Origin of the sequence: Bradyrhizobium sp. BR 1433 (assembly GCF_051547665.1) — a bacterium.
Classification (GTDB): Bacteria; Pseudomonadota; Alphaproteobacteria; order Rhizobiales; family Xanthobacteraceae; genus Bradyrhizobium; species Bradyrhizobium australafricanum.
Window position 1 is genome coordinate 5,114,608 of sequence record NZ_JBPUGG010000001.1, and the last position, 19,738, is coordinate 5,134,345.

Genomic DNA, 19,738 nt, shown 5'->3' on the forward strand with positions numbered 1-19,738 from the left:
GGCGGTTTTGCAACGTTTGCGGCGCGAAATAGGGGCCGGAACCGGGTAGCCCGGATGGAGCGCAGCGCAATCCGGGGCAGGTCGCGCCGCGGACGCACCGGCCCCCGGATTGCGCTGCGCTCCATCCGGGCTACGGAAACGAAACAGCCCGCCAGATCGCCTGACGGGCCATTTCATTTCAACAAAGCGACAAATTCGAACTAGCGCGGCGCCAGCACCATCACGACCTGGCGGCCCTCGAACTTCGCGTCCTGCTCGACCTTGGCGAATTCGGCGACGTCGGCCTTCACCTTGTCCAACAGCTTGGTGCCGATCTCCTGGTGCGCCATCTCACGACCGCGGTAGCGCAAGGTGATCTTGACCTTGTCGCCTTCCTCGAAGAAGCGCTGCATCGCGCGCATCTTCACGTCATAGTCGTGATCGTCGATCATCGGGCGGAGCTTGATCTCCTTGATCTCGACGACCTTCTGTTTCTTGCGAGCTTCGGCAGCCTTCTTCTGCGCGGAATACTTGTACTTCCCGTAGTCCATGATCTTGCAGACGGGAGGGCTGGTATTCGGCGAAATCTCGACGAGATCCATGCCGGCTTCCATGGCCATCTTGATGGCCACCATGGTTTCGACGGTGCCCTGATCGACACCATCCGCATCGATCAACTGGATCTGCGCGTTGCGAATCTCGTCATTGGTGCGCGGCCCTTCTTTGGCGACTGTGGGCGGGGCTCTATTGGGACGGCGAATGGGTAACTCTCCAAAGTTGTGAAAGGGAAGGCGGATATTTTGAAGCAAGATGCTGCGACGGGCAAGCGAACTCGCTTCTTTAAGCGGCAAAACCGCCAATTGCGAGGCATTTTGGCCACGCCCGGCACATATAGCGGGCGCGTCTGCTCCGCAAGGCTGGGCTCGCAGCCGTTGACCGGTGCCGCGCGACAATTGAAAAGCAGATGTCTGACACCCGAGTGACCGAACCATGAGCCAAACCGCCGCATCGGAACAGGAACCTGCCTTCATCGAGGTCGGCGAGGGCAGTGAGGCGCGCCGGATCGCGGTGCGAGCCCGTGCCGGCGGCAGCCCAGGACTGATCTGGCTCGGCGGCTTCAAGTCCGACATGGCCGGCACCAAGGCGCTGGCGCTCGATTCGTGGGCGGCCGAGCACGGCCGCAGCTCGGTCAGGTTCGACTATTCCGGCCATGGCGAATCCGGCGGCGAGTTCGCCGACGGCACCATCGGCCGCTGGCTCGAGGAGAGCGTGGCGGTGTTCTCGCGGTTCTGCAGCGGGCCGCAGGTCGTGATCGGGTCCTCGATGGGCGGCTGGATGGCGCTGCTGCTTGCGCGTGAGATCATGCGGCGCGGGAACGCGAAGGCACAGGTCGCCGGCCTCGTGCTGATCGCGCCGGCACCCGACTTCACCGAGGAGCTGATGTGGAAGACCTTCTCGCCGGAGGTCCGCGCCGAGATCGAGGCCAAGGGCATGTGGCTGCGTCCGTCCGACTATGGCGACGGCACGCCCTATCCGATCACCCGCAACCTGATCGAGGAAGGTCGCAACCACCTGCTGCTCGGCAGCAAGATCGACGTCGGCTGCCCGGTGCGCATCCTGCAGGGCGCGCAGGATCCCGACGTGCCGTGGAAGCACGCCTTCGCGCTGGTGCACCGCCTGCCGGCCGAGGACGTCGTGCTCACCATGATCCAGGACGGCGACCATCGCTTGTCGCGTCCGCAGGACATCGCCCGCATCATCGCCGCGGTGGCAGAGATCGGCTAAGCTTTTTCCTTCTCCCCTTGTGGGAGAAGGTGGCGCGGACGATGTCCGCGCCGGATGAGGGGTTCTCTCCGCGGACACAGACCCCTCACCCGTCTCGAATGAGCTCTCGCTCATTCGATCCACCCTCTCCCACAAGGGGAGAGGGAAGAGAAGCGAGGAGCCGGGAGAGAATACCAATGGACACGACAACAATGCTGCGCGCGTTCTGCGACGCGGTCGAGCAGCGCAACGCCAAGGCCTTTGCGAGCCTTTTCACCGAGGACGGCGTCTATCACGATGTGTTCTACGGTGCCTTCAAGGGCCACGGCAAAATCGCCGAGATGATCGACGACTGGTTCTACCGGACCGCGACCGATTTCCGCTGGGTGATGCATGATCCCGTGAGCGATGGCGCGACGCTCTACGCGCGCTACACGTTCAGCTACCGCTCGACCTTGCCGGAAGCCAAGGGCGCGCGTGCGATGTTCGAGGGCGTCGCGATCATGCGGCTGCGCGACGGCAAGATCACGGAGTACCACGAGGTCGCCAACACCGCGCCGGCCTTCGTCGATTTGAACTTCGCGCCGGAGCGCATCGCCAAGATCGTCGGCAAGCAGGGCGCGGAGCTGAAAGCGCGGCCGGAGATGCAGCGGCATCTGGCGTGAGGACTCTCCGTCGTCATTGCGAGGAGCGAAGCGACGAAGCGATCCACGCCTCGGCAAGCCGAGACATGGATTGCTTCGCTTCGCTCGCAATGACGACGGTGAGAGCCTACGGCGGCGGCGGATTGGTCATCGGCTTGCGCTGGGCGAGCGCCGCCACCGTGGAGGTGCCGATCGGACCCTTCTCGTCATAGAGCCAGCATTCGCCGATCGCGATGCCGTCGGTGGCGTGGTGGTTGACGACCTCGAAGCCGATCCAGTTGGTCACCGGCAAGCGATGCAGATAGATCGTGACGTCGCTGTTGATGTAGCCGAGGCCCTGGTCGCCGGCGTTGGCGAAGGGGCTGGCGAAATCCGCGCCGGTCGCGACATGGACGAACGGCGTCATCTTCACGCCCGCGACGAGCTCGCGCACCTCGCTCATCCAGAGCCGTCGCTCGCCGAGCGAGCCCATATGGCCGACGATCGGCCGCGTCTCCCATTTGCCGTTCATGCCGAGCCTCGGGTCGGTCGGCTTCGGAATCTCCGCCGGTGCCGGCACCTGCCAGTTCGGCGGCGACCACACATTGCCGGGGGCATTTTCCGTCCGGCGCAACAATTGGCAGGAGGCGCGCGCCATGCTGGTGCCGCCGGAGACAAACTCGGCCTCGATCATCTTGATGCGCATGCCGTCGCGCACCAGCTTCGTCGTCACCTCGATCGGCGTCGTGATGTTGGGCAGCCGGAACATGTCGACCGTCAGCCGCGCGGGGACGAACTCGTCGGAGCCGTGGCGCTCCTCGATGACGAAGGCGAGGAGGCCGATCACGACGCGGCCGTGCAGGGATTCCGGACTCCACGGTCCGTTCGCAACGGATGTCGGCATGAAGCCGTCGCCGTGCCTGGTGAAGAAGGGCTGGTTTGTCATGGCGTGCGACCATGACGGGAATGGCGCGATGAAATCAAGAGGCCGCCGCGGCGCGCCACTCCTGCTGCACCGTGACGTCGGGCTCGCCGCCGGCGCGCGATGCCAGCGCCGCGAACGCATCGCGGGCGATCAGTTGCGACAGCGCCCACACCGCGGCGCCGCGCACCAGCGGGCTCGCGTCGTCGAGCAATCGCTGCGCTTCGCCGGCAAGGCTTGCATCGGCGGAGTTGCCGATCGCAATCAGCACATTGCGGATGAAGCGGTCGCGGCCGATGCGCTTGACCGGCGACTTCGTGAACAGCGCGCGGAATGCGGCATCATCGAGCCGTGCGAGATCGGCGAGCGCGGGCGCACGCAACGTATCGCGCGCGGCGAGCTTCTGCTCGCGCCCCGCTTGCGCGAACTTGTTCCACGGACACACCGCGAGGCAATCGTCGCAGCCATAGATACGGTTGCCGATATTCTTGCGGAATTCGTGCGGGATCGGACCCTTGTTCTCGATCGTCAGATACGAGATGCAGCGCCGCGCATCGAGCTTGTAGGGCGCGGGGAACGCCGCGGTCGGACAGATGTCCTGGCAGGCGCGGCAGCTACCGCAATGATCGGCCTCGCCAACGTCGCGCGGCAGCTCGGCGGCAGAATAGATCGCGCCGAGAAACAGCCACGAGCCGAATTCGCGCGACACGAGGTTGGTGTGCTTGCCCTGCCAGCCGATGCCGGCTGCCTGGGCAAGCGGCTTCTCCATCACAGCGGCGGTGTCGACGAACACCTTCACCTCATCGCCGGTGGTGGTGGCGAGCCAGCGCGCCAGGACCTTCAGCCGCTTCTTGATCACGTCGTGATAGTCGTCGCCCTGCGCATAGACCGAAATCGCGCCATGCGACCGGCGCGCGAGGATGTCGAGCGGGTCGTCGTCGGGCCCGTAATTGACGCCGAGCATGATGATCGAGCGCACGCCGCCCCACAGCGCGCGCGGATCGGCACGCCGCTCCGGATTGGCCGCGAGCCAGTCCATGTCGCCATGGCCGCCGGAGCCGAGGAATTCGAGGAAATATTTTCCGGCCTCGCTGGTCGCATCAGGCGCGGTGAAGCCGACGGCATCGAAGCCGAGCGCATGCGCCTCGCGCTGAAGCGCTGCCTTGAGATCGGAAGGGGAGAGCCTGACCGCCGGGTTCAGAAGTCGAGGTCCACATAGGTGCGTGACGCCGGCACCCCCGCCAGCCATTCGCTGAGCAGCGGGCGGAACGACGGGCGGGACTTCACCCGCGCGTACCACGACTTTGCCGCGTCGTCCTCGCTCCATGGCACGTCGCCCAGATAGTCGATCGCCGAGAGATGCGCCGCGGCGGCGAGATCCGCGTAGGTCAGGCGGTCACCGGCGAGATAGTTCCGCGTCTTCGCCAGCCAGCCGATATAGCTCAGATGATAGCGCACATTGACCTTGGCGGCGCGCATGATGTCGGGCGCCGGCGGGCCGCCGCCATTGTCCTCGCTCATGAAGCGCTTGTAGATCCGCTCGGTCACCAGCGGGTTGGAGGCTTCCTCGAAGAATTTCTCGTTGAACCACGCCATCAGCCGGCGCACCTCGACGCGCTCGGCCGTCGACGTCGGCAACAGCCGCCGGTCGCCGGCATCGAGGCCGTGCGTCTCGTCGACATATTCGGCGATCACAGGCGCACCCGGAATCGGCGGAAAGCTCTCGGCGATCAGTACCGGCGTGGTGGCTGCCGGATTGAGCGCCAGGAACGCCTCGCGCCGTTCCCACACCCGTTCCTCCACAAGACGCAAATCGAGCCCATACTCGCCGAGCACGAGCCGAATGAAGCGCGAATGCGGACAGAACGGATGGTGATACAGCGTGTACATGAAGCCCTTGGTAGTTTCGCGGCGCTTAAGAAATCATCAACCTGTGCGGCCTGGACCTGTGCTTTGGCCAGACCAGTTCCGGTCGTCTCTATGTCGCGTCAGCACGCAAACCGGTAGCCACCCCCGCAGATGGTGCGGGTCACAAAAACGCTATAGCTCAGCAAATCGGTCGGGTAACCCATTGTTTGACGATTTTTTGCGATTGCGGCCAATGTGCGAATAAGCGAGAAAGATCCCGTTTTCCACACAGGGCAGGCCACAACATGATGACGGATATGCTGCGGGCGGTGATTCTCGGCATCATCGAGGGCGTCACGGAGTTCCTGCCGGTCTCCTCGACTGGCCACCTGCTGCTTGCGGAGCGCTTCTTCAATCTGGGCGAAGGCAATTTCTGGAAGAGCTTTGCGATCCTGATCCAGCTCGGAGCGATCCTCGCGATCCTTGCGCTCTACTTCGTCAAATTGTGGCGCGTGGCGCTCGGAATGTTCACCAATCCCGACGACCGCCGCTTCGTGATCGGCGTGCTGGTGGCGTTCCTGCCCGCGGTCGTGATCGGCCTGATCGCCGGCAAATACATCAAGGAGTTCCTGTTCAATCCGTGGGTGGTCTGCTTCACGCTGATCGTCGGCGGCGCCGTGCTGCTGTGGGTCGATCAGCTCGATCTCAAAGTGTACGAGGACGATGCGACCCGCTTCCCGCTGCTGATGTATTTCTGGATCGGCGTCGCGCAGTGCCTGGCGATGATTCCCGGCGTGTCGCGCTCGGGCGCCAGCATCGTGGCGGCGATGCTGCTCGGCGCCGACAAGCGCTCGGCGGCGGAGTTCTCGTTCTTCCTCGCGATCCCGACCATGGTCGGCGCGTTCGCCTATGATTTCTACAAGAACCGGGCCGACTTCACCTCCGACAATCTCAGCGTCATCGCGGTCGGCTTCGTGGTGTCGTTCATCACGGCGATGATCGTGGTGCGGGCCTTCCTCAACTTCGTCACCCGCCGCGGCTTCACCTTCTTCGCCTGGTGGCGCGTGATCGTCGGCACGCTCGGCCTGATCGCGCTGGCGATGGGAAGGTAAGACTCATCTCGTCGTCCCGGCGAAGGCCGGGACCCATAACCACAAGTCTTTGTTGGTTAGGCGAGATGGGCCACAGCTCTGCACAAAGAGGACATTTGTGGCTATGGGTCCCGGCCTTCGCCGGGACGACGCGTGGAGGTTCCTACGCGCTCTTCTTCTGGAACTGCCCGGTCGCCCGGAAGCGCCAGAGATATTGCGGGGCGATCGCTTCCATCGAATCCGGCGCGATGCCGAGGCCTGCGAAGGTCAGGCCGGCGGCCTTGGCGGCGTCGGACACCACATTGTCCGAACGCAGCATCTCGACCTGGTCCGGCGTCAGCGTGAACGGCCCCGGCGCGAACTGCAGGAAGTACGACTGGAACTTGGCGAGGCCGAACGGTAGCGGCGCCAGCATGCGATCGCGCTGGGTGATCTTGAGGATGATCTGCATCACCTCGCGCATGGTCAGCACTTCCGGCCCGCCGAGCTCGGTAAGCTGCGCCCTGCTTCGCCTTGCCGTCCACGGCATGGACCACGGCGTCCGCGACGTCGCCGACATAGGCCGGCTGCACCGTGTTGACCCCGCCGCCGACCAGCGGCAGCACCGGTGACATCCGTGCCAGCGCCGCAAAGCGGTTGGTGAACTGATCCTCGGGCCCGAACAGCAGCGACGGCCGCATGATGGTGGCCGACGGCAAGGCCGCCAGCACCGCTGCCTCGCCGCCCGCCTTGGCGCGGAAATAGCTCGAGGGCGAATCCGCGTCGGCCCCGATCGCCGAGACATGGACCATCCGCCCGCCGGCGGCGGCCGTCGCCTTGGCGATGGTCTCGGCGCCCTTCACCTGCACGGCATCGAAGCTCTGCCCGCCGCCCTCGGCCAGGATGCCGACCAGGTTGATGGCGATATGCGAATCACGCATCGCCGCCTCGACCGAGGCCGGGTAGCGCACATTGGCCTGGACGGCATGGATCTGCCCGACCCGGCCGAGCGGCTGCAGATGGCCGGCTAGCTCGGGCCGCCGCACCGCGACTCGGACGCGGTAATCGCGCTTGCAGAGCGCCCGGACCACGTTCCGCCCCAGAAAACCCGATCCGCCGAAGACCGTGACCAGCGTGTCCAGGTTCGATGCCATGGGGTGATTCCTGTGGGATTCGAGAGCGATTGACGTGGGTTAACCGTCTGGCGATACGCCATCGGCCTTATCCTGTACAGGGTATTTGAATTTCCAATCGCGAATTTGACAAGCGCGCAACCGATCCTTACTAAGCCGCTCCACATGCCCAGGTGGCGGAATTGGTAGACGCGCTGGCTTCAGGTGCCAGTGGCTTAACGGCCGTGAAGGTTCGAGTCCTTTCCTGGGCACCACCCCCTTATTAAGCGATTGAAATCGCTCAGTATCCGGAGGACGGGTGCGGCGAAGCCGTCACCCAGCGAGGGTAGAGGCGAGACAGTGATTATACCGTTGGCCCTCATTTCTCGTCGTTAGACGCGACGGACGTCATCTCGTTCGATCCAAATCGAGTGCATGTAGCTGGACTCCTCGACCACCTCGCCGACTTCGAGTTCGACCAGATCTCCCTTGAGATCGACGATCGGAAAATGGCTGCCGAGACATCTCGTGAGGAGTGTCCGCGTTCCCATGTCTTCCGGTAGTGCATCCGGAATCGCCACCACTTCGACTCTGTCCCCGATCTTCATTCCACCACCTCAGGACGGGCTTGACGAGCTTAGCAGGCATCCTGCTCAGCTGGCGCCTGTGATCGTTCTCCCGTGTGGCCACCGCTCCAGTGCGCCGCAAATTTCGGGTTCTCCAGGGGTCGTCGCGCGAAGGCTTCGCGCTTCGCCTTAGATCGCCCATCCGTCGGCGGGATAGGCGATTGTCTCCGCGGGCATGATCGCCGCACCGAGCCCGTTGCAGAATCGGCTGGAATAAAAGGCGAGCGGGGAACCGTCTCGCTGCCGGCACCAGCGGACCTCGCCGATGAACAGCGTGTGGTCGGCGACGTCAATTGACCGGACCACGTCGCAAGCGAACTGGGCGATCGCTTGCGACAGGACGGGAAACTCTTCCCGGTTGACCAGCGATGGCGAGCCTTCGGCCCGCGGCCTGCCGGAGAAGTGCGCGCAGAGTGCGAGATCTTCCGCGTGAAGGACATTCACGGCGTAACGCTTCGAATCCATGATCGCCTGCCAGGTCCGCCCTCGCATCACCGAGACCAGCACGGTCGGCGGTTTGGTGGAGACGGTCGTGAAGCTGTTGGCCGTCATGCCGACCGGAGTGCCGTCGCGGTCGATGCTCGCCACGACTGTCACGCCTGTGGGGAATCGCGCAGCGGCCGCCCGGAAGCTCGCCGGATCGGGATGCGGGTTCATCGATCGCGCTCCATGGCGAAACGGCAAGAGGTCGCGCCTTTCGGCGTGTGGTTCGAGAGATGGCTTGTCGGCACGCAGTCGCGGCCTGGTGCAAGTGGACCGTACGGCCGGCTCGCGATCATTGTTGCGTCAGGCGGCGAGCGGCGCGCGCCTGTCGATCCAAGCGTGGATGCGCTTGTCGGTCGCGACACGATCCCACTGACGCTCCGGGTAGTTGAAATTATCGGTGAACTGGTCGCAGAGTTCTCGGTCCTGCGCCATGGTGAGGATCAGCCGACCCATCGCCTCGGACGGCGGCCGCAGCATCAGATTCGTCCAGCGCGCAGCCGCGAACACGCGATTTTCGCGGGCGCGATCCACCTCCTCAACGAAGCGTGCGTCGAAGGCCACCGTTTCCACGATCGCCTTGCCGAGTTCGAAGGCGGCGTAGGAGGCGATGTTGGCGCCTTGGCCCATCAGCGGGTCGACCACTGAATGTACGTCGCCCAGCGCGACGGCGAATTTCTCACCATCGAAGGCGACCGACGATTGCCGCACGGTCGGCACCACCGCGCCTTGCAGCAGGTCGAGCGGCTGGGCAAGCCCGAAGCGATGGGTGTCGATCCGGTTGTAGGTGTGCGGATGATGCTTTTCCAGCTTGTCGAGAATTGTCTGGCTGAAGGCTGCAGGGTCCGCGTCGTAGCTCAGCGAGACCAGATCGGCCATGTCGCCGCCGGGAATGTTCTCCATCAGGAGCGCCGTCTTCATGCCGCTGAATGACAGCGTCGGAATGACGATCATCTCGCCATGTCCGGGCGACACCGAGAGCGTGACACCGCGCGGGTCGTCACCGTCCGGGCTGCCGTGATCGACGCCGTCATAGAGGCCCACGCAGAGCAGGCGCTGTGGCTGGCTGTAGGGGGACAACTCCGGCCGATGGGCGAACATTCGCCCGAGCGCACCTTTGCCGGTCGACACGACGAGAAGGTCAAAGCGTGAAACCAGAGCCGGGATGTCGTCGTCCTGGATGCTGGCATATTCGATGCTGCCGCCGCGATGCTCGAAATCCTTCATCAGCGCGGGCAGGTACATGCGGTAATCCACTGCCCGGCTCGGCTTCTTGAACGCGCCGCGAAACAGCAGCCCGTTTCCCGGAAAATTAAAGAAATGGTCGTGGTGGTGGTAGATCGTGGCGGCGTCATCCCAATGGTTCACGCCTAGTTCGTTCTCACGCGCGATCGTGACGCTGTGATGGGCGACCGTGTTCATCAGCCGCGCCGAGGCGTACTGCTCCGGAGTGCGGTCGGTCAGCACCGTCGCCTGGATCCCATGCTGTTGGAGATAAAGAGCCAGATGCAGGCCCCCGATTCCAGCGCCGACGATCCCGATCGATTTGTTCATTGTTGATCCTCCCTGGTTACCGAGAGGCTAGACCGGATCGACTGTGTCCATGTAGGGAATGATAAGAATATTACAAATTCCTGGGAGGAATGCATGGATCGGATCGATGCGCTGCAAACCTTCATTCGCGTGATGGAGGCCGGCAGCTTCAGCCAGGCGGCGAGCGATCTGGGCCTCGGACAGCCGGCCATCAGCAAGCGCGTGGCGTTGTTGGAGGCGGAGTTCGGCTGCCGGCTGTTCGTCCGCACCACGCGCAAGGTTCGTCCGACGCCGGAGGCCGATCGCGTGCTCAAGCTCGCCAAGGATATCGTCGCGCTGTTGGAAAGTGCCAGCACGCCGGCGCAGAGCCGGGTTCGCAGTCCGTCGGGGACCTTGCGGATCACTGTGCCGACCTCGTTCGGTCGCTACTTTTTCCGCGGCATTTTCGCAGAGTATCTTCGCCGCTATCCCGACGTGCGGCTCGATGCGAGCTTCACCGAGCAGTTCGTAGACCTGGTGGAGACCGGGACGGAGCTGGCAATTCGGATCGGAATGCTGAACTCCAGCTCGCTGGTGGCACGGCGCGTCGGCACCATCAAGCGCCTCCTGGTGGCGGCCCCTTCACTGCTCGCACGGCATCAAGCCCCGCTCCTCCCCGACCATCTGCGCCGCATGCCGAGCGTAACGTATTCACGCTTGTCGCCGCGGAATCAGTGGACGTTCGAAGCCGAGACCGGCCGCCATGTGGTCGAGATCGCGCCGTCGATGACCTGCGACGACGCCGACGTGATGACGCTGGCGACGGTTGAGGGGCTCGGCGTCGCGGTGCTGCCAAGCTGGTGCGCCGTCGAACACATCGCCGCAGGCCGGCTTGTTCATCTGCTGCCGGATTATGCGGTACCATCGCTACCGATGCATCTCGTCTATCCTGACCCGCATTGGATGTCGCACCGCGCGAGACTATTCCGCGATCTGATCATTGAGCGTGCCGACATGTTTGCGATTGGCTGAACACGTTGGCCGATGCTGGGAATTTGAGAACGCCGGCGATCGCCGCCGCAGCCCCTGCCGTCACACGATCCGCCGGCCCGCGCGTCGCGCGAAGCGACAGCTTCATGACCAACGAATAAACGATGGAGGTAATCCCAGTTCTCTCGTCCTGCGGCATTTTGCCAATTTTGTCCCGACATCGAATTACGCTCAGATCGGGCGCCGACTGGACGGCCCCCAGCCGCGCTCCGACTATGCACCACGACAGAGCTTGGCGATGATCGCGATCGAAAGCCGCACGGCGCGAGCTCAATCAGCGCGCATCGCCGCCGTCGACGTCGTCCACGATCTCGACGCCGCCGAGACGATCTGGCGGAGTCTTGAGAACTCGAGCCATTCCATCACGCCCTTTCAGCGGTTCGACTTCCTCGCCCCGTGGCAGCGTGAGGTCGGTGAGCGCGCGGGACTGTCGCCTTTCATCGTCATCGCGCGTGACGGCGATGGCCAACCACGGGGCTTGCTCCCGCTTGCTCTGCAAACGGTTCTCGGCGTCCGCCGCGCGAGCTTCATGGGCGGCGAGCACGCAACCTTCAATATGGGCCTGTGGGAGCGTGGGTTCGCCTTGGGTGCCACGAAGGCCGATCTCCACGCATTCATGGCGATGCTCGCCAAGCGTGACAAAGTCGACGTGCTGGCGTTGCGCCAGCAGCCGGCGCAGTGGCGCGGCGTGCAAAACCCGCTGGCGCTGCTGCCTCATGAGCCCCTGGTCTTGAACTGCCCGATGCGCACAATCGAGCCGGGCGCAACGGCCGCGAACCTGATCGGCAATCCCTCCCGCCGCATGAAGCTCAAGCAGCGCAAACTGCTGGAGCTGACCGGCTACCGCTATCACGTTGCCTCCACTGATGCCGACATTGCCCGCCTGCTCGACTGGTTTTTCCGCGTGAAGTCGGAGCGGTTGGCCGAGCGGAAGGTGTCCAATGTGTTCGCCGAAGGCGCGGTGGAGAAATTCATCCGCGCCGCCTGCACGACAAGGCTGTCCCACGGCGGCCGTGTCATCGAAATCCATGCGCTCGAATGCGACGAGGAAGTGATCGCGATCTTCGCCTTGGCTGCCGATGGCCACCGCTTCTCGACGATGTTCAACACCTACACTTTGTCAGACAACGCGAAATTCAGTCCCGGCCTGCTCCTGATGCAGGAAATCATCCATCATTTTGCCGGCCGGCACTATCGCGCCTTCGACCTCGGCCTCGGCTCGCATGAGTACAAGCGGCTATTCTGCAAGGACGACGAGCCATTGTTCGACAGTTTCATTCCGCTCACCAGGCTCGGCCGACAGGCCGCCGGAGTGATGTCCGCGGTGGACCGCACCAAGCGGCTGGTGGAACACCACCCGAAGCTCCGCGGTGTTGCGCAGCGCCTTCGCAAGGCCTTGCTTGACAAAGCATTCTGCGCAATTCCTCTCGTTTCCTTGCTTCAAATGTAACTGCCGAAGCCCGCGTAGCCGGAACGAGCGGCCCCTGCCGTCACACGATCCGCCGGCCCGCGCGTCGCGCGATCGGCTGCTGCACGAAATACATCGCGATCATCGAAATGATGGTCGTTGCGACGACGATGTAGCCCAGCCGGTCGAAATGCAGCAGCGAACCGTCGGGATTTTCCGCGATGATCGCCGCCGCAAAGACCGAGCCCAGCCCGCCCGACAGCTGCTGCACCGAGGCCGAGATCGCGCTGAACGATCCGCGCTGGCTGGCGTCGGGAATCGCCGACATCAGGGCCTGGGACGGGATCATGCGCGAGAAGATGCCGATGAACATCAGCACATTGACCAGGATCGCGGTCAGCAGCGAGACGTGGCCAAGGTTGGTGTAGATCAGCACCATGATGACGGACACCACGCAGCCGAACACGAAGGTCGGATATTTGCCGAACGCATCGCTGGCGCGGCCGACCAGCGGCCCGATGATGATGCTGAACAGGCCCAGACGAGATAGATCGTCGGCAGGTGGACGATGTCGATGCCGAGATTATGCACCGTGAAGGCGCTGCCGAACGGCATCAGCATGAAGCCGCCGGTCGCGAGCAGCGTGGTCACCAGGAAGGCCAGCGTGTAGCGCGGCTGGCCGACGGTCGCGATCAGATGGCGGAACGGATTGCTGTCGTGCTGCAATTTGAGATGGGCATCGACCGGGTGCATCGCGATCGCGATCGCCGCGATCGCGGCAATCGACAGGCCGACGATGGCTACGAAGCAGATGTGCCAGTTCCAGTGATTGGCCAGGAACAGGCCGGCCGGGACGCCGAGCACCTGGCTCGCGGCGAACGCCGTCTGCAGGATGCCCATGGCGCGGCCGCGCTGTTGCAGCGGGAACAGGTCGGTGACGATGGCAAGCACGACGGAGCCGATCACCCCGCCGAACACGCCGGTGACGATGCGGCCGAGCAGCAGCACGTGAAAATTCTGCGCCAGCGCGCAGAGCACGGTGCCGAGCATGAAGCCGACATAGAAGAACAGCAGCAGCCGCTTGCGGTCGAAGCGATCGGCAAAGCCGGCGGCGAGGACGCCGGAAATCCCGGCCGCGAACGCGTAGGCCGAGACCGCGACGCCGAATTGCCCGGCCGTGATGTTCAGCGACGGCATCAGGATGGCGCCGAGCGGCGACATGATGATGAAATCGAGGATCAGCGTGAATTGCGTGAAGGCAAGCAGCGCGATCAGAAACGATTGGTAGCGCGAGAAGCCGCGCTCCTGCTGGTCGTCGATCGGCGCGGCGATGGTCTGGTCGGACATAAGGCTCATTTCATTGGGACGGCGGGTTCGGGCTGGCAACAGATAGGGTCGGCGCGGCCCGATTTCATGGGGCGCGCGGGCAACAGTTCCCTCGAAATTGAACGCGTCGCGGCAATGACTTGGCCCCGACTTGGCCGCGTGCCCACGTCGAACTTGGCGAGAAAATGGGGACAGCGGCGCACCCGAGACGCCATGGCGATTTGTTTCCGGTTGTGTCGGTCGATAACTGCAACGGGTGAATGCTGTACTTCACAACCTTGAAAGCGTACGCACGTCAAGGATGTGAATCATGCGGATGCATCTCATGGTTCCGTCTGTGGCGACCGCGCAACAGGTCGCTGCAAATCGTTTCAAGTTTGAATGGAGCGATCGGCGGAGCTGAGAGCGGGGCGGGGGTGGCGGGAGGCCGGGGGCTCGGCTTCGCGCCGACGTTGGAGTAAGGGCATGGTTTCCTCGCGGCTCGCGGCGATCCTGTCGTGCACGGCTCTAAGCGGCGGTTGCCTGTTGTCCACGTCGCCGGCGTTTGCCGCCTGCGACAGTCTCGCGCCGGCGAGCGGGCAGACGGTAACCTGCTCGACCGCAGCGCCGAATCCCTCGCCGGCCGGCGTGCAGGCCGCTGCCGGCAGCTCGAACGTCACCGTGAACGTGCTGCAGGGCGCCGGCATCACGCCCGGCGCCGGAGCGACCGCGATCGGGCTTGTCTCCGGCAGTGCCGCCACCAATAACGGCACGCTGACCATCAGCGGCGGTGGCACGGGCATCTTCGGCAGCGGCGACGGCAACGTCTTCACCAACGGCGCGTCGGGCGTGATCACGACCTCGGGCGCCGGCAGCAATGCGATCGCCGCCAGCAGCAACGGCAACACGCTGATCAATAACGGTGCGATCACGACGCAGAACGGCACCTCGCGCGGCCTTGCCATCACCGGTCTCACGCAGCACAACAACAACACGCTGATCAATACCGGGACGATCACCACCCAGGGCCCGCAATCGCACGGCCTTTATGTGCAGACCGGCGACAGCAACACCTTCACCAACAGCGGCACCATCACCACGGCCGGCGCAGGCGCCCGTGCGATCTTCTCCGCCGGCCAGTTTGCGACCATCACCAATACCGGCACGCTGCTCACGACCGGTGGGGACGCGGGCGGCACCGCCAACAACACCGTGTTCATGCAGGGCAATGCGGGCGTGTTGCGCAACAGCGGCATGATCGAGGCGCGCGGCGTCAATGCCGACGGCGTGTTCTCCAACACCGCCGGATCGTCGTTCACCGCCCGCATCGAGAACCTCGCCGGCGGCAAGATCATCAGCCAGGCGGGACCCGCGATCCGCACGCTCAACGGCGCCACCACCATCGTCAATGCCGGCCTGATCGCCGGCAACAGCGGTACGGCGCTCGCGGGCGGCGGCGGTGCGGTGACGATGATCCTGCAAACCGGCTCGCAGATCGTCGGGCTTGCCGACGGCGGCGGCGGCGGCGACCAGGATGCGGCTGCAAGGCAGCGGCACGGTAGATAATGCGTTCGCGCGATTCCAGACGCTGACGATGGAGGGCAATGACTGGACCTGGGCCGGCACCGGCACCTTCGCCAACACCTTCATCAACAGCGGCTCGCTGACGCTGCAGACGTCGCTGACCGGCAATGTGTCGATCGCGGCCGGCACCAGCCTGCTGGCCGGCAACGGCGCCAATCCGTCGATCGCGCCGTTTCCGGGCGGCCCGCCGATCACCGTCACCAATGCCGGCGTCATCAACCTGACCAATGGCGGCGCTACCGCGGCGAACAGCCTGACCATTGCCGGCAACTATGTCGGCAATGGCGGCGGGCTCTATCTGCGCACCGTGCTCGGCAGCGATGGGTCGCCGTCGGATCGGCTCGTCATCTCCGGCGGCAATGCGTCGGGCTCGACCGCGGTGACCGTCACCAATGCCGGCGGCGCGGGCGCATTGACCACCGCCGACGGCATCATGGTGGTGCAGGCCGTCAACGGCGGCACCACGGCTGCGGGCGCATTCGGCCTCTCCAACGCCGTCGTGGCGGGCGCGCACGAATATCTCTTGTTCCGCGGCGGCGTCTCCGCCGGCAGCGCCGACAACTGGTATCTGCGCTCGACATTGTTGCCCGGCACGGCCTCGCCTGCGCCGCCGGCTGCGCCTGCACCGGCGCCGCCCTCATCGCCCAACGTGGTGCCGCCGCCTCCGGGGCTGCCTGCGGAGGATCTGTCGTCGCTGACGCCGCCGCCGGCGGGCGCCGCGCCGGTCCAGCTCTACCGTGAGGAGGTGTCGGTCTACTCGGCGCTGCCGCAGGTGGCGCAAAAGCTCGGGCTGGCGACGCTCGGCACCTTCCATCAGCGCCAGGGCGATCAGGCCTTGCTGACCAGCGGCGGCGAACAGCCGGCGGCGTGGGCGCGTGCCTACGGCTCGCACAGCTCGCAGAACTGGGCCGGCACGGTCAGCCCCGCCTTCGACGGCACCATGGCCGGCGTGCAGGTCGGCGTCGACATCCTGCGCTTCCAGTCCGCGCCCGAGCATCATGATCGCGCCGGCTTCTTCTATGCGTATGGCTGGGCCAGCGGCAACATCAGCGGCTTCGCGCTCGGCCTGAACGACGTCCGCACCGGCACGCTCTCGATCGACAGCCAGAATATCGGCGGCTACTGGACCCATGTCGGCCCGTCGGGCTGGTATGTCGACGCCGTGCTGATGGGAAGTTTCTACGGCGCAAGCCCGCAGTCGGATCGTCAGGTCGGCGCACGGGTGTCGGGCACCGGCGTCGCCGCATCGCTGGAAGCCGGCGCGCCGATCCCGCTGAACAGTTTTCTCGCGATCGAGCCGCAGGTGCAGCTGATCTGGCAACGGCAGTCGTTCGACAGCTTCAACGACATGTTTTCGAGCGTCGCGCTCGGCAGCGCCGATACGCTGACCGGGCGGCTCGGCGTGCGCATTCCCTCAACCTTCGTCGTCGGCACGGCGGAACTGCGTCCGTATCTCGAGGCCAATCTCTGGCACACGGCCGCGAACGACCGCAGCATCGCGTTCGCGACGACGGACCTGATCGGCGTGCAAAGCCGTGGCACCGCCGTCGAGATCGGTGCCGGCGTCTCCGCGCAGCTCAATCGCACGATCAGCGCCTATGCGAGCGCCGGCTACACGACCTCGGTGGACAGCCTCCATCGCGAGGACATCACTGGCCGCTTCGGTCTCCGCGTCAGCTGGCAATGATGGCGCGCCCTCGTGGGGGGGGGGCGCGCGGCGGGGACAGCAACCCATTGTCTCCGCTGCACAATGGCGGTACACCCTGAACTATCTGTGCCGGAACAATTAAGGATTCCCGCTGCTCGTGTCCGGCCCTGACGGGCCCCGATACCAATGCGCGATCCGAAGACCGGCGCATGCTCGCCTGTCGGCGGATTGGACGGTAGTTTATTCCGACAGCGATTCGACGAGGTTTTTGACAGCATGACCATCCGCCTGCATCGCGGCGACCTGCCCGATCTATCCCGCTACACCGACTCGGTGGCGATCGACACCGAGACCATGGGGCTGCATCCGCACCGTGACCGGCTCTGCGTGGTGCAGATGTCGAACGGCGACGGCACCGCCGACGTGATCCAGATTCCGAAGGGGCACACCGATTCGCCGAACCTGAAGGCGCTGCTCGCCAATCCCAAGATCACCAAGATCTTCCATTTCGCACGGTTCGACGTCGCGGTGCTCTACAACACGTTCGGCGTGATGCCGACGCCGGTCTATTGCACCAAGATCGCCTCGCGGCTGTCGCGCACCTACACCGATCGCCACGGCCTGAAGGATCTGGTGCGCGAGGTGCTGAACGTCGAATTGTCGAAGCAGCAGCAGTCGAGCGACTGGGGCGCGCAAAGCCTCAGCGAGGCCCAGCTCGCCTACGCCGCCTCCGACGTGCTGCATCTGCATGCGCTGCGCGACAAGTTGAATGTCATGCTCGCGCGCGAGGGACGGACCGATCTCGCTCAGGCCTGCTTCGATTTCCTTCCCGCCCGCGCCAGCCTCGATCTCGACGGCTGGGAGGCCGAGGACATTTTCGCCCATTCATGATGAGCGCCGAATTCGTCGCGGCCGGGGCAGTTCCGCCCCGTTTCGGCCAAACTGTTCACGCGTGGTCCGGTGCAGGGGCGCGAGGTGAGGTCCGGGCTGCATATTTGGGCGGCTCCGGCTAGAATAGGGGCAGTTTCGCGCCTCTGGAGCTCAGGTGAATTCGGTTCAGAATCCAGCCTATGTCACGGGCCTCGAGGCGCGCTTTGCCGCCGCCGCGCGGCACAGCCGCATGGTGCGGATCCTGCGCGTCGCGGTTCCCGCGATGGTCGGGCTGGCGATGGCCGTGATCATCTACATCGCGCTCTTCAATCCGTTCCACGACCTGATCCCCAAGCTGCCGCTCGAGATGGATAACCTCGTCGTGTCCGGCACCAAGATCACGATGGAAGCGCCGCATATCGCCGGCTTCTCCAACGACGGGCGGCCCTACGAAATGTGGGCCAAGGCGGCGATCCAGGATGTCACAGATCCGGATCATGTCGAGCTGAAGACGATCCGCGCCAAGGTGGCGCAGCAGGATCAGTCGACGGTGACGATGGATGCGCGCACCGGCTTCTTCGACAACAAGAAGCAGCTGCTCGACTTGCGCCAGGACATCTTCCTGCAGTCGTCCACCGGCTATGAGGCGAGGCTGACGCAGGCCTTCGTCGACATCAACAAGGGCAACGTGTCGTCGGACGAGCATGTCGACGTCAAGCTGCTCGACGGCACGCTGACCGCCGACAGGCTCCGGATCTACAACAGCGGCGAGCTGGTGCGGTTCGAAGGCAATGTCGTGATGAATCTCGACAAGCTTGGCGACAACAATGCTGCCCCGCCTGCCGAGCCCGCTCCACCGCCGCCACCGCCGAAGCCGCGCAAATCCGCCAACACGAAATGATTTTGATGATGAGACGTTTTCCGCACGGCATGGCAATTGCGGCGTTCCTGCTCGCGCTTTTCGCCGCGAGCGCTGCGTTCGCGCAGGGCTCGATGAGCGGCGTGCCCAACGCCATGCAGGGCTTCTCGCAGAACCGCGACCAGCCGATCCAGATCGAGGCTGCTTCGCTCGAAATGCGCGACAAGAAAAAGGAGGCGACCTTCGCCGGCAATGTGAAGGTCGTGCAGGGCGACACCACCATGACGTCGAAGACGCTGGTCGTGTTCTACGAGGATAAATCGACCCAGGCGCCGGCGCCCGCCCGGCCGGCACCAAGGGGCGAACGCCAAGGGCGCCGCGCCGATGCAGACGGCAACCCCGGGCCCCGGCGGCGCCTCCTCGATCAAGCGGCTGGAGGCGAAGGGCAATGTCGTCGTGACCCAGAAGGATCAGGTCGTCACCGGCGAGACCGCGATCTTCGACACCAAGACCAATTTGATCACGATGCTCGGCGGCGGCGGCAGCCAGGTGGTGCTGACCCAGTGCCAGAATGTGCTGCGCGGCGACCGCCTTTTGGTCGACATGACCACCGGCGTCTCGCGCGTCGAAGCCGACAATGGCAAGGTGCAGGGCCTGTTCATCCAGTCGCCGGGCGGACAGAGCGGCAAGTGCGGCGCGCCGGCCGCCCCCGGCTCAGCCCCGGCCCCGTCGCCGCTGCAGCTGCTTCCGGGCGGCAAGTCCAAGTAAGCTTCACGTAAGGTCAAGCAGAATCAATCAGTTAGATAATATTCTGCGGCCGCGTGGTTGAAGCCGGCGGGGCGAGACTGTATCTACTGCAGCGGCCCGGCCGAACAATGCGCCTCGAGGGGAAATATGTCGGCCGGGACGGGGCATCCATTCATTCAAGGCGCGGGTGATCGCGCTTTGCCGTGTGTTCGAGCATGATCTCCGCGCAAACGCGTCCGCTTTTGTCGCGCGGGAAGGCCGGTATTCAGATTTCCGGCTCATGCTTGCGGCGTCGCACGCGAATCGATCGATGCGCAGGCGAGGTCGC

16 protein-coding genes, 1 tRNA gene and 3 pseudogenes are annotated in these 19,738 nt (G+C 64.6%); 11 read left to right on the forward strand and 9 right to left on the reverse strand.

The window, feature by feature from the left end:
• Positions 1–200 precede the first annotated feature (200 nt).
• A complete protein-coding gene (infC, locus tag ACSKB9_RS24690) occupies positions 201–740 on the reverse strand; it encodes a translation initiation factor IF-3 (RefSeq protein WP_438080386.1) in 540 nt (179 codons plus the stop codon).
• Positions 741–969: 229 nt separating this feature from the next.
• Here infC and ACSKB9_RS24695 point away from each other — a divergent pair, with 229 nt between their 5' ends.
• Positions 970–1,764, forward strand: coding sequence for an alpha/beta hydrolase (locus ACSKB9_RS24695; protein WP_438076359.1), 795 nt, complete (start codon positions 970–972; stop codon positions 1,762–1,764).
• 176 nt (positions 1,765–1,940) lie between these two features.
• Complete coding sequence (locus tag ACSKB9_RS24700; protein ID WP_438076361.1) at positions 1,941–2,408, forward strand: nuclear transport factor 2 family protein; 468 nt, start codon at positions 1,941–1,943, stop codon at positions 2,406–2,408.
• A 106-nt stretch (positions 2,409–2,514) separates the two neighbouring features.
• Here ACSKB9_RS24700 and ACSKB9_RS24705 read toward each other — a convergent pair whose 3' ends face one another.
• The 3 genes from ACSKB9_RS24705 to ACSKB9_RS24715 are packed head-to-tail and all read right to left on the reverse strand — an operon-like array spanning position 2,515 to position 5,178.
• Positions 2,515–3,312 carry an acyl-CoA thioesterase domain-containing protein gene (locus tag ACSKB9_RS24705; RefSeq protein ID WP_438076363.1) on the reverse strand — a complete coding sequence of 266 codons (798 nt, stop codon included), beginning with the start codon at positions 3,310–3,312 and terminating at the stop codon, positions 2,515–2,517.
• Positions 3,313–3,346: 34 nt separating this feature from the next.
• Positions 3,347–4,537: a tRNA epoxyqueuosine(34) reductase QueG gene (gene queG / locus ACSKB9_RS24710; RefSeq protein WP_438076365.1), complete on the reverse strand. Its 1,191-nt coding sequence runs from the start codon at positions 4,535–4,537 to the stop codon at positions 3,347–3,349.
• Positions 4,486–5,178, reverse strand: coding sequence for a glutathione S-transferase family protein (locus ACSKB9_RS24715; RefSeq protein ID WP_057020382.1), 693 nt, complete (start codon positions 5,176–5,178; stop codon positions 4,486–4,488). Before ACSKB9_RS24715 ends, queG begins: the two co-directional genes overlap by 52 nt.
• 263 nt (positions 5,179–5,441) lie before the next feature.
• On the opposite strand from ACSKB9_RS24715, the gene ACSKB9_RS24720 reads away from it, so the two are divergent.
• A complete protein-coding gene (locus ACSKB9_RS24720) occupies positions 5,442–6,248 on the forward strand; it encodes an undecaprenyl-diphosphate phosphatase (RefSeq protein ID WP_028341730.1) in 807 nt (268 codons plus the stop codon).
• Between the two features lie 142 nt (positions 6,249–6,390).
• On the opposite strand, the pseudogene ACSKB9_RS24725 reads toward ACSKB9_RS24720, so the two are convergent.
• Positions 6,391–7,360: pseudogene (locus tag ACSKB9_RS24725) on the reverse strand (complex I NDUFA9 subunit family protein).
• 146 nt (positions 7,361–7,506) lie between these two features.
• On the opposite strand from ACSKB9_RS24725, the gene ACSKB9_RS24730 reads away from it, so the two are divergent.
• A tRNA-Leu gene (locus tag ACSKB9_RS24730) sits at positions 7,507–7,593 on the forward strand.
• 117 nt (positions 7,594–7,710) lie between these two features.
• On the opposite strand, the gene ACSKB9_RS24735 is transcribed toward ACSKB9_RS24730, so the two are convergent.
• From ACSKB9_RS24735 to styA, 3 genes are all read right to left on the reverse strand, one after another.
• Entirely contained in the window at positions 7,711–7,926 is a 216-nt protein-coding gene (locus ACSKB9_RS24735) for a hypothetical protein (protein WP_438076367.1), read from the reverse strand.
• A gap of 147 nt (positions 7,927–8,073) precedes the next feature.
• A complete protein-coding gene (locus tag ACSKB9_RS24740) occupies positions 8,074–8,601 on the reverse strand; it encodes a flavin reductase family protein (protein WP_253605779.1) in 528 nt (175 codons plus the stop codon).
• Positions 8,602–8,730: 129 nt separating this feature from the next.
• Positions 8,731–9,981 (reverse strand): styrene monooxygenase subunit StyA, encoded by a 1,251-nt coding sequence (gene styA, locus ACSKB9_RS24745; protein ID WP_438076369.1) that lies wholly within the window; start codon positions 9,979–9,981, stop codon positions 8,731–8,733.
• Between the two features lie 93 nt (positions 9,982–10,074).
• Here styA and ACSKB9_RS24750 point away from each other — a divergent pair, with 93 nt between their 5' ends.
• Positions 10,075–10,971, forward strand: coding sequence for a LysR family transcriptional regulator (locus ACSKB9_RS24750; protein WP_069279043.1), 897 nt, complete (start codon positions 10,075–10,077; stop codon positions 10,969–10,971).
• 256 nt (positions 10,972–11,227) lie between these two features.
• Complete coding sequence (locus ACSKB9_RS24755; protein WP_438076371.1) at positions 11,228–12,439, forward strand: GNAT family N-acetyltransferase; 1,212 nt, start codon at positions 11,228–11,230, stop codon at positions 12,437–12,439.
• Between the two features lie 40 nt (positions 12,440–12,479).
• On the opposite strand, the pseudogene ACSKB9_RS24760 reads toward ACSKB9_RS24755, so the two are convergent.
• Positions 12,480–13,744, reverse strand: a pseudogene (locus ACSKB9_RS24760) (MFS transporter).
• A 444-nt stretch (positions 13,745–14,188) separates the two neighbouring features.
• On the opposite strand from ACSKB9_RS24760, the gene ACSKB9_RS24765 reads away from it, so the two are divergent.
• The 5 genes and pseudogenes from ACSKB9_RS24765 to ACSKB9_RS24785 all read left to right on the forward strand — a co-directional run bounded on the left by ACSKB9_RS24765 (position 14,189) and on the right by ACSKB9_RS24785 (position 19,431).
• The gene (locus ACSKB9_RS24765) at positions 14,189–15,268 is read left to right on the forward strand and encodes a hypothetical protein (protein WP_438076373.1); all 1,080 of its coding nucleotides are present in this window, start codon (positions 14,189–14,191) and stop codon (positions 15,266–15,268) included.
• On the forward strand, positions 15,207–16,973 hold the full coding sequence (locus ACSKB9_RS24770; protein WP_438076375.1) for an autotransporter outer membrane beta-barrel domain-containing protein: 1,767 nt from the start codon (positions 15,207–15,209) through the stop codon (positions 16,971–16,973). Before ACSKB9_RS24765 ends, ACSKB9_RS24770 begins: the two co-directional genes overlap by 62 nt.
• 237 nt (positions 16,974–17,210) lie before the next feature.
• Entirely contained in the window at positions 17,211–17,825 is a 615-nt protein-coding gene (locus ACSKB9_RS24775; RefSeq protein WP_438076377.1) for a ribonuclease D, read from the forward strand.
• A 154-nt stretch (positions 17,826–17,979) separates the two neighbouring features.
• A complete protein-coding gene (gene lptC, locus ACSKB9_RS24780) occupies positions 17,980–18,705 on the forward strand; it encodes an LPS export ABC transporter periplasmic protein LptC (RefSeq protein ID WP_438076379.1) in 726 nt (241 codons plus the stop codon).
• A pseudogene (locus ACSKB9_RS24785) lies at positions 18,702–19,431 on the forward strand (LptA/OstA family protein). Before lptC ends, ACSKB9_RS24785 begins: the two are co-directional and overlap by 4 nt.
• Positions 19,432–19,738: the final 307 nt, after the last annotated feature.

Bases quoted from the DNA above. Each gene is read 5' to 3' on its own strand.
- ACSKB9_RS24695 (WP_438076359.1), top strand. From the start codon at position 970: ATGAGCCAAACCGCCGCATCGGAACAGGAACCTGCCTTCATCGAGGTC.
- ACSKB9_RS24700 (WP_438076361.1), top strand. From the start codon at position 1,941: ATGGACACGACAACAATGCTGCGCGCGTTCTGCGACGCGGTCGAGCAG.
- ACSKB9_RS24705 (WP_438076363.1), bottom strand. From the start codon at position 3,312: ATGACAAACCAGCCCTTCTTCACCAGGCACGGCGACGGCTTCATGCCG.
- queG (WP_438076365.1), bottom strand. From the start codon at position 4,537: ATGGCTGGCGGGGGTGCCGGCGTCACGCACCTATGTGGACCTCGACTT.
- ACSKB9_RS24715 (WP_057020382.1), bottom strand. From the start codon at position 5,178: ATGTACACGCTGTATCACCATCCGTTCTGTCCGCATTCGCGCTTCATT.
- ACSKB9_RS24720 (WP_028341730.1), top strand. From the start codon at position 5,442: ATGATGACGGATATGCTGCGGGCGGTGATTCTCGGCATCATCGAGGGC.
- ACSKB9_RS24735 (WP_438076367.1), bottom strand. From the start codon at position 7,926: ATGAAGATCGGGGACAGAGTCGAAGTGGTGGCGATTCCGGATGCACTA.
- ACSKB9_RS24740 (WP_253605779.1), bottom strand. From the start codon at position 8,601: ATGAACCCGCATCCCGATCCGGCGAGCTTCCGGGCGGCCGCTGCGCGA.
- styA (WP_438076369.1), bottom strand. From the start codon at position 9,981: ATGAACAAATCGATCGGGATCGTCGGCGCTGGAATCGGGGGCCTGCAT.
- ACSKB9_RS24750 (WP_069279043.1), top strand. From the start codon at position 10,075: ATGGATCGGATCGATGCGCTGCAAACCTTCATTCGCGTGATGGAGGCC.
- ACSKB9_RS24755 (WP_438076371.1), top strand. From the start codon at position 11,228: ATGATCGCGATCGAAAGCCGCACGGCGCGAGCTCAATCAGCGCGCATC.
- ACSKB9_RS24765 (WP_438076373.1), top strand. From the start codon at position 14,189: ATGGTTTCCTCGCGGCTCGCGGCGATCCTGTCGTGCACGGCTCTAAGC.
- ACSKB9_RS24775 (WP_438076377.1), top strand. From the start codon at position 17,211: ATGACCATCCGCCTGCATCGCGGCGACCTGCCCGATCTATCCCGCTAC.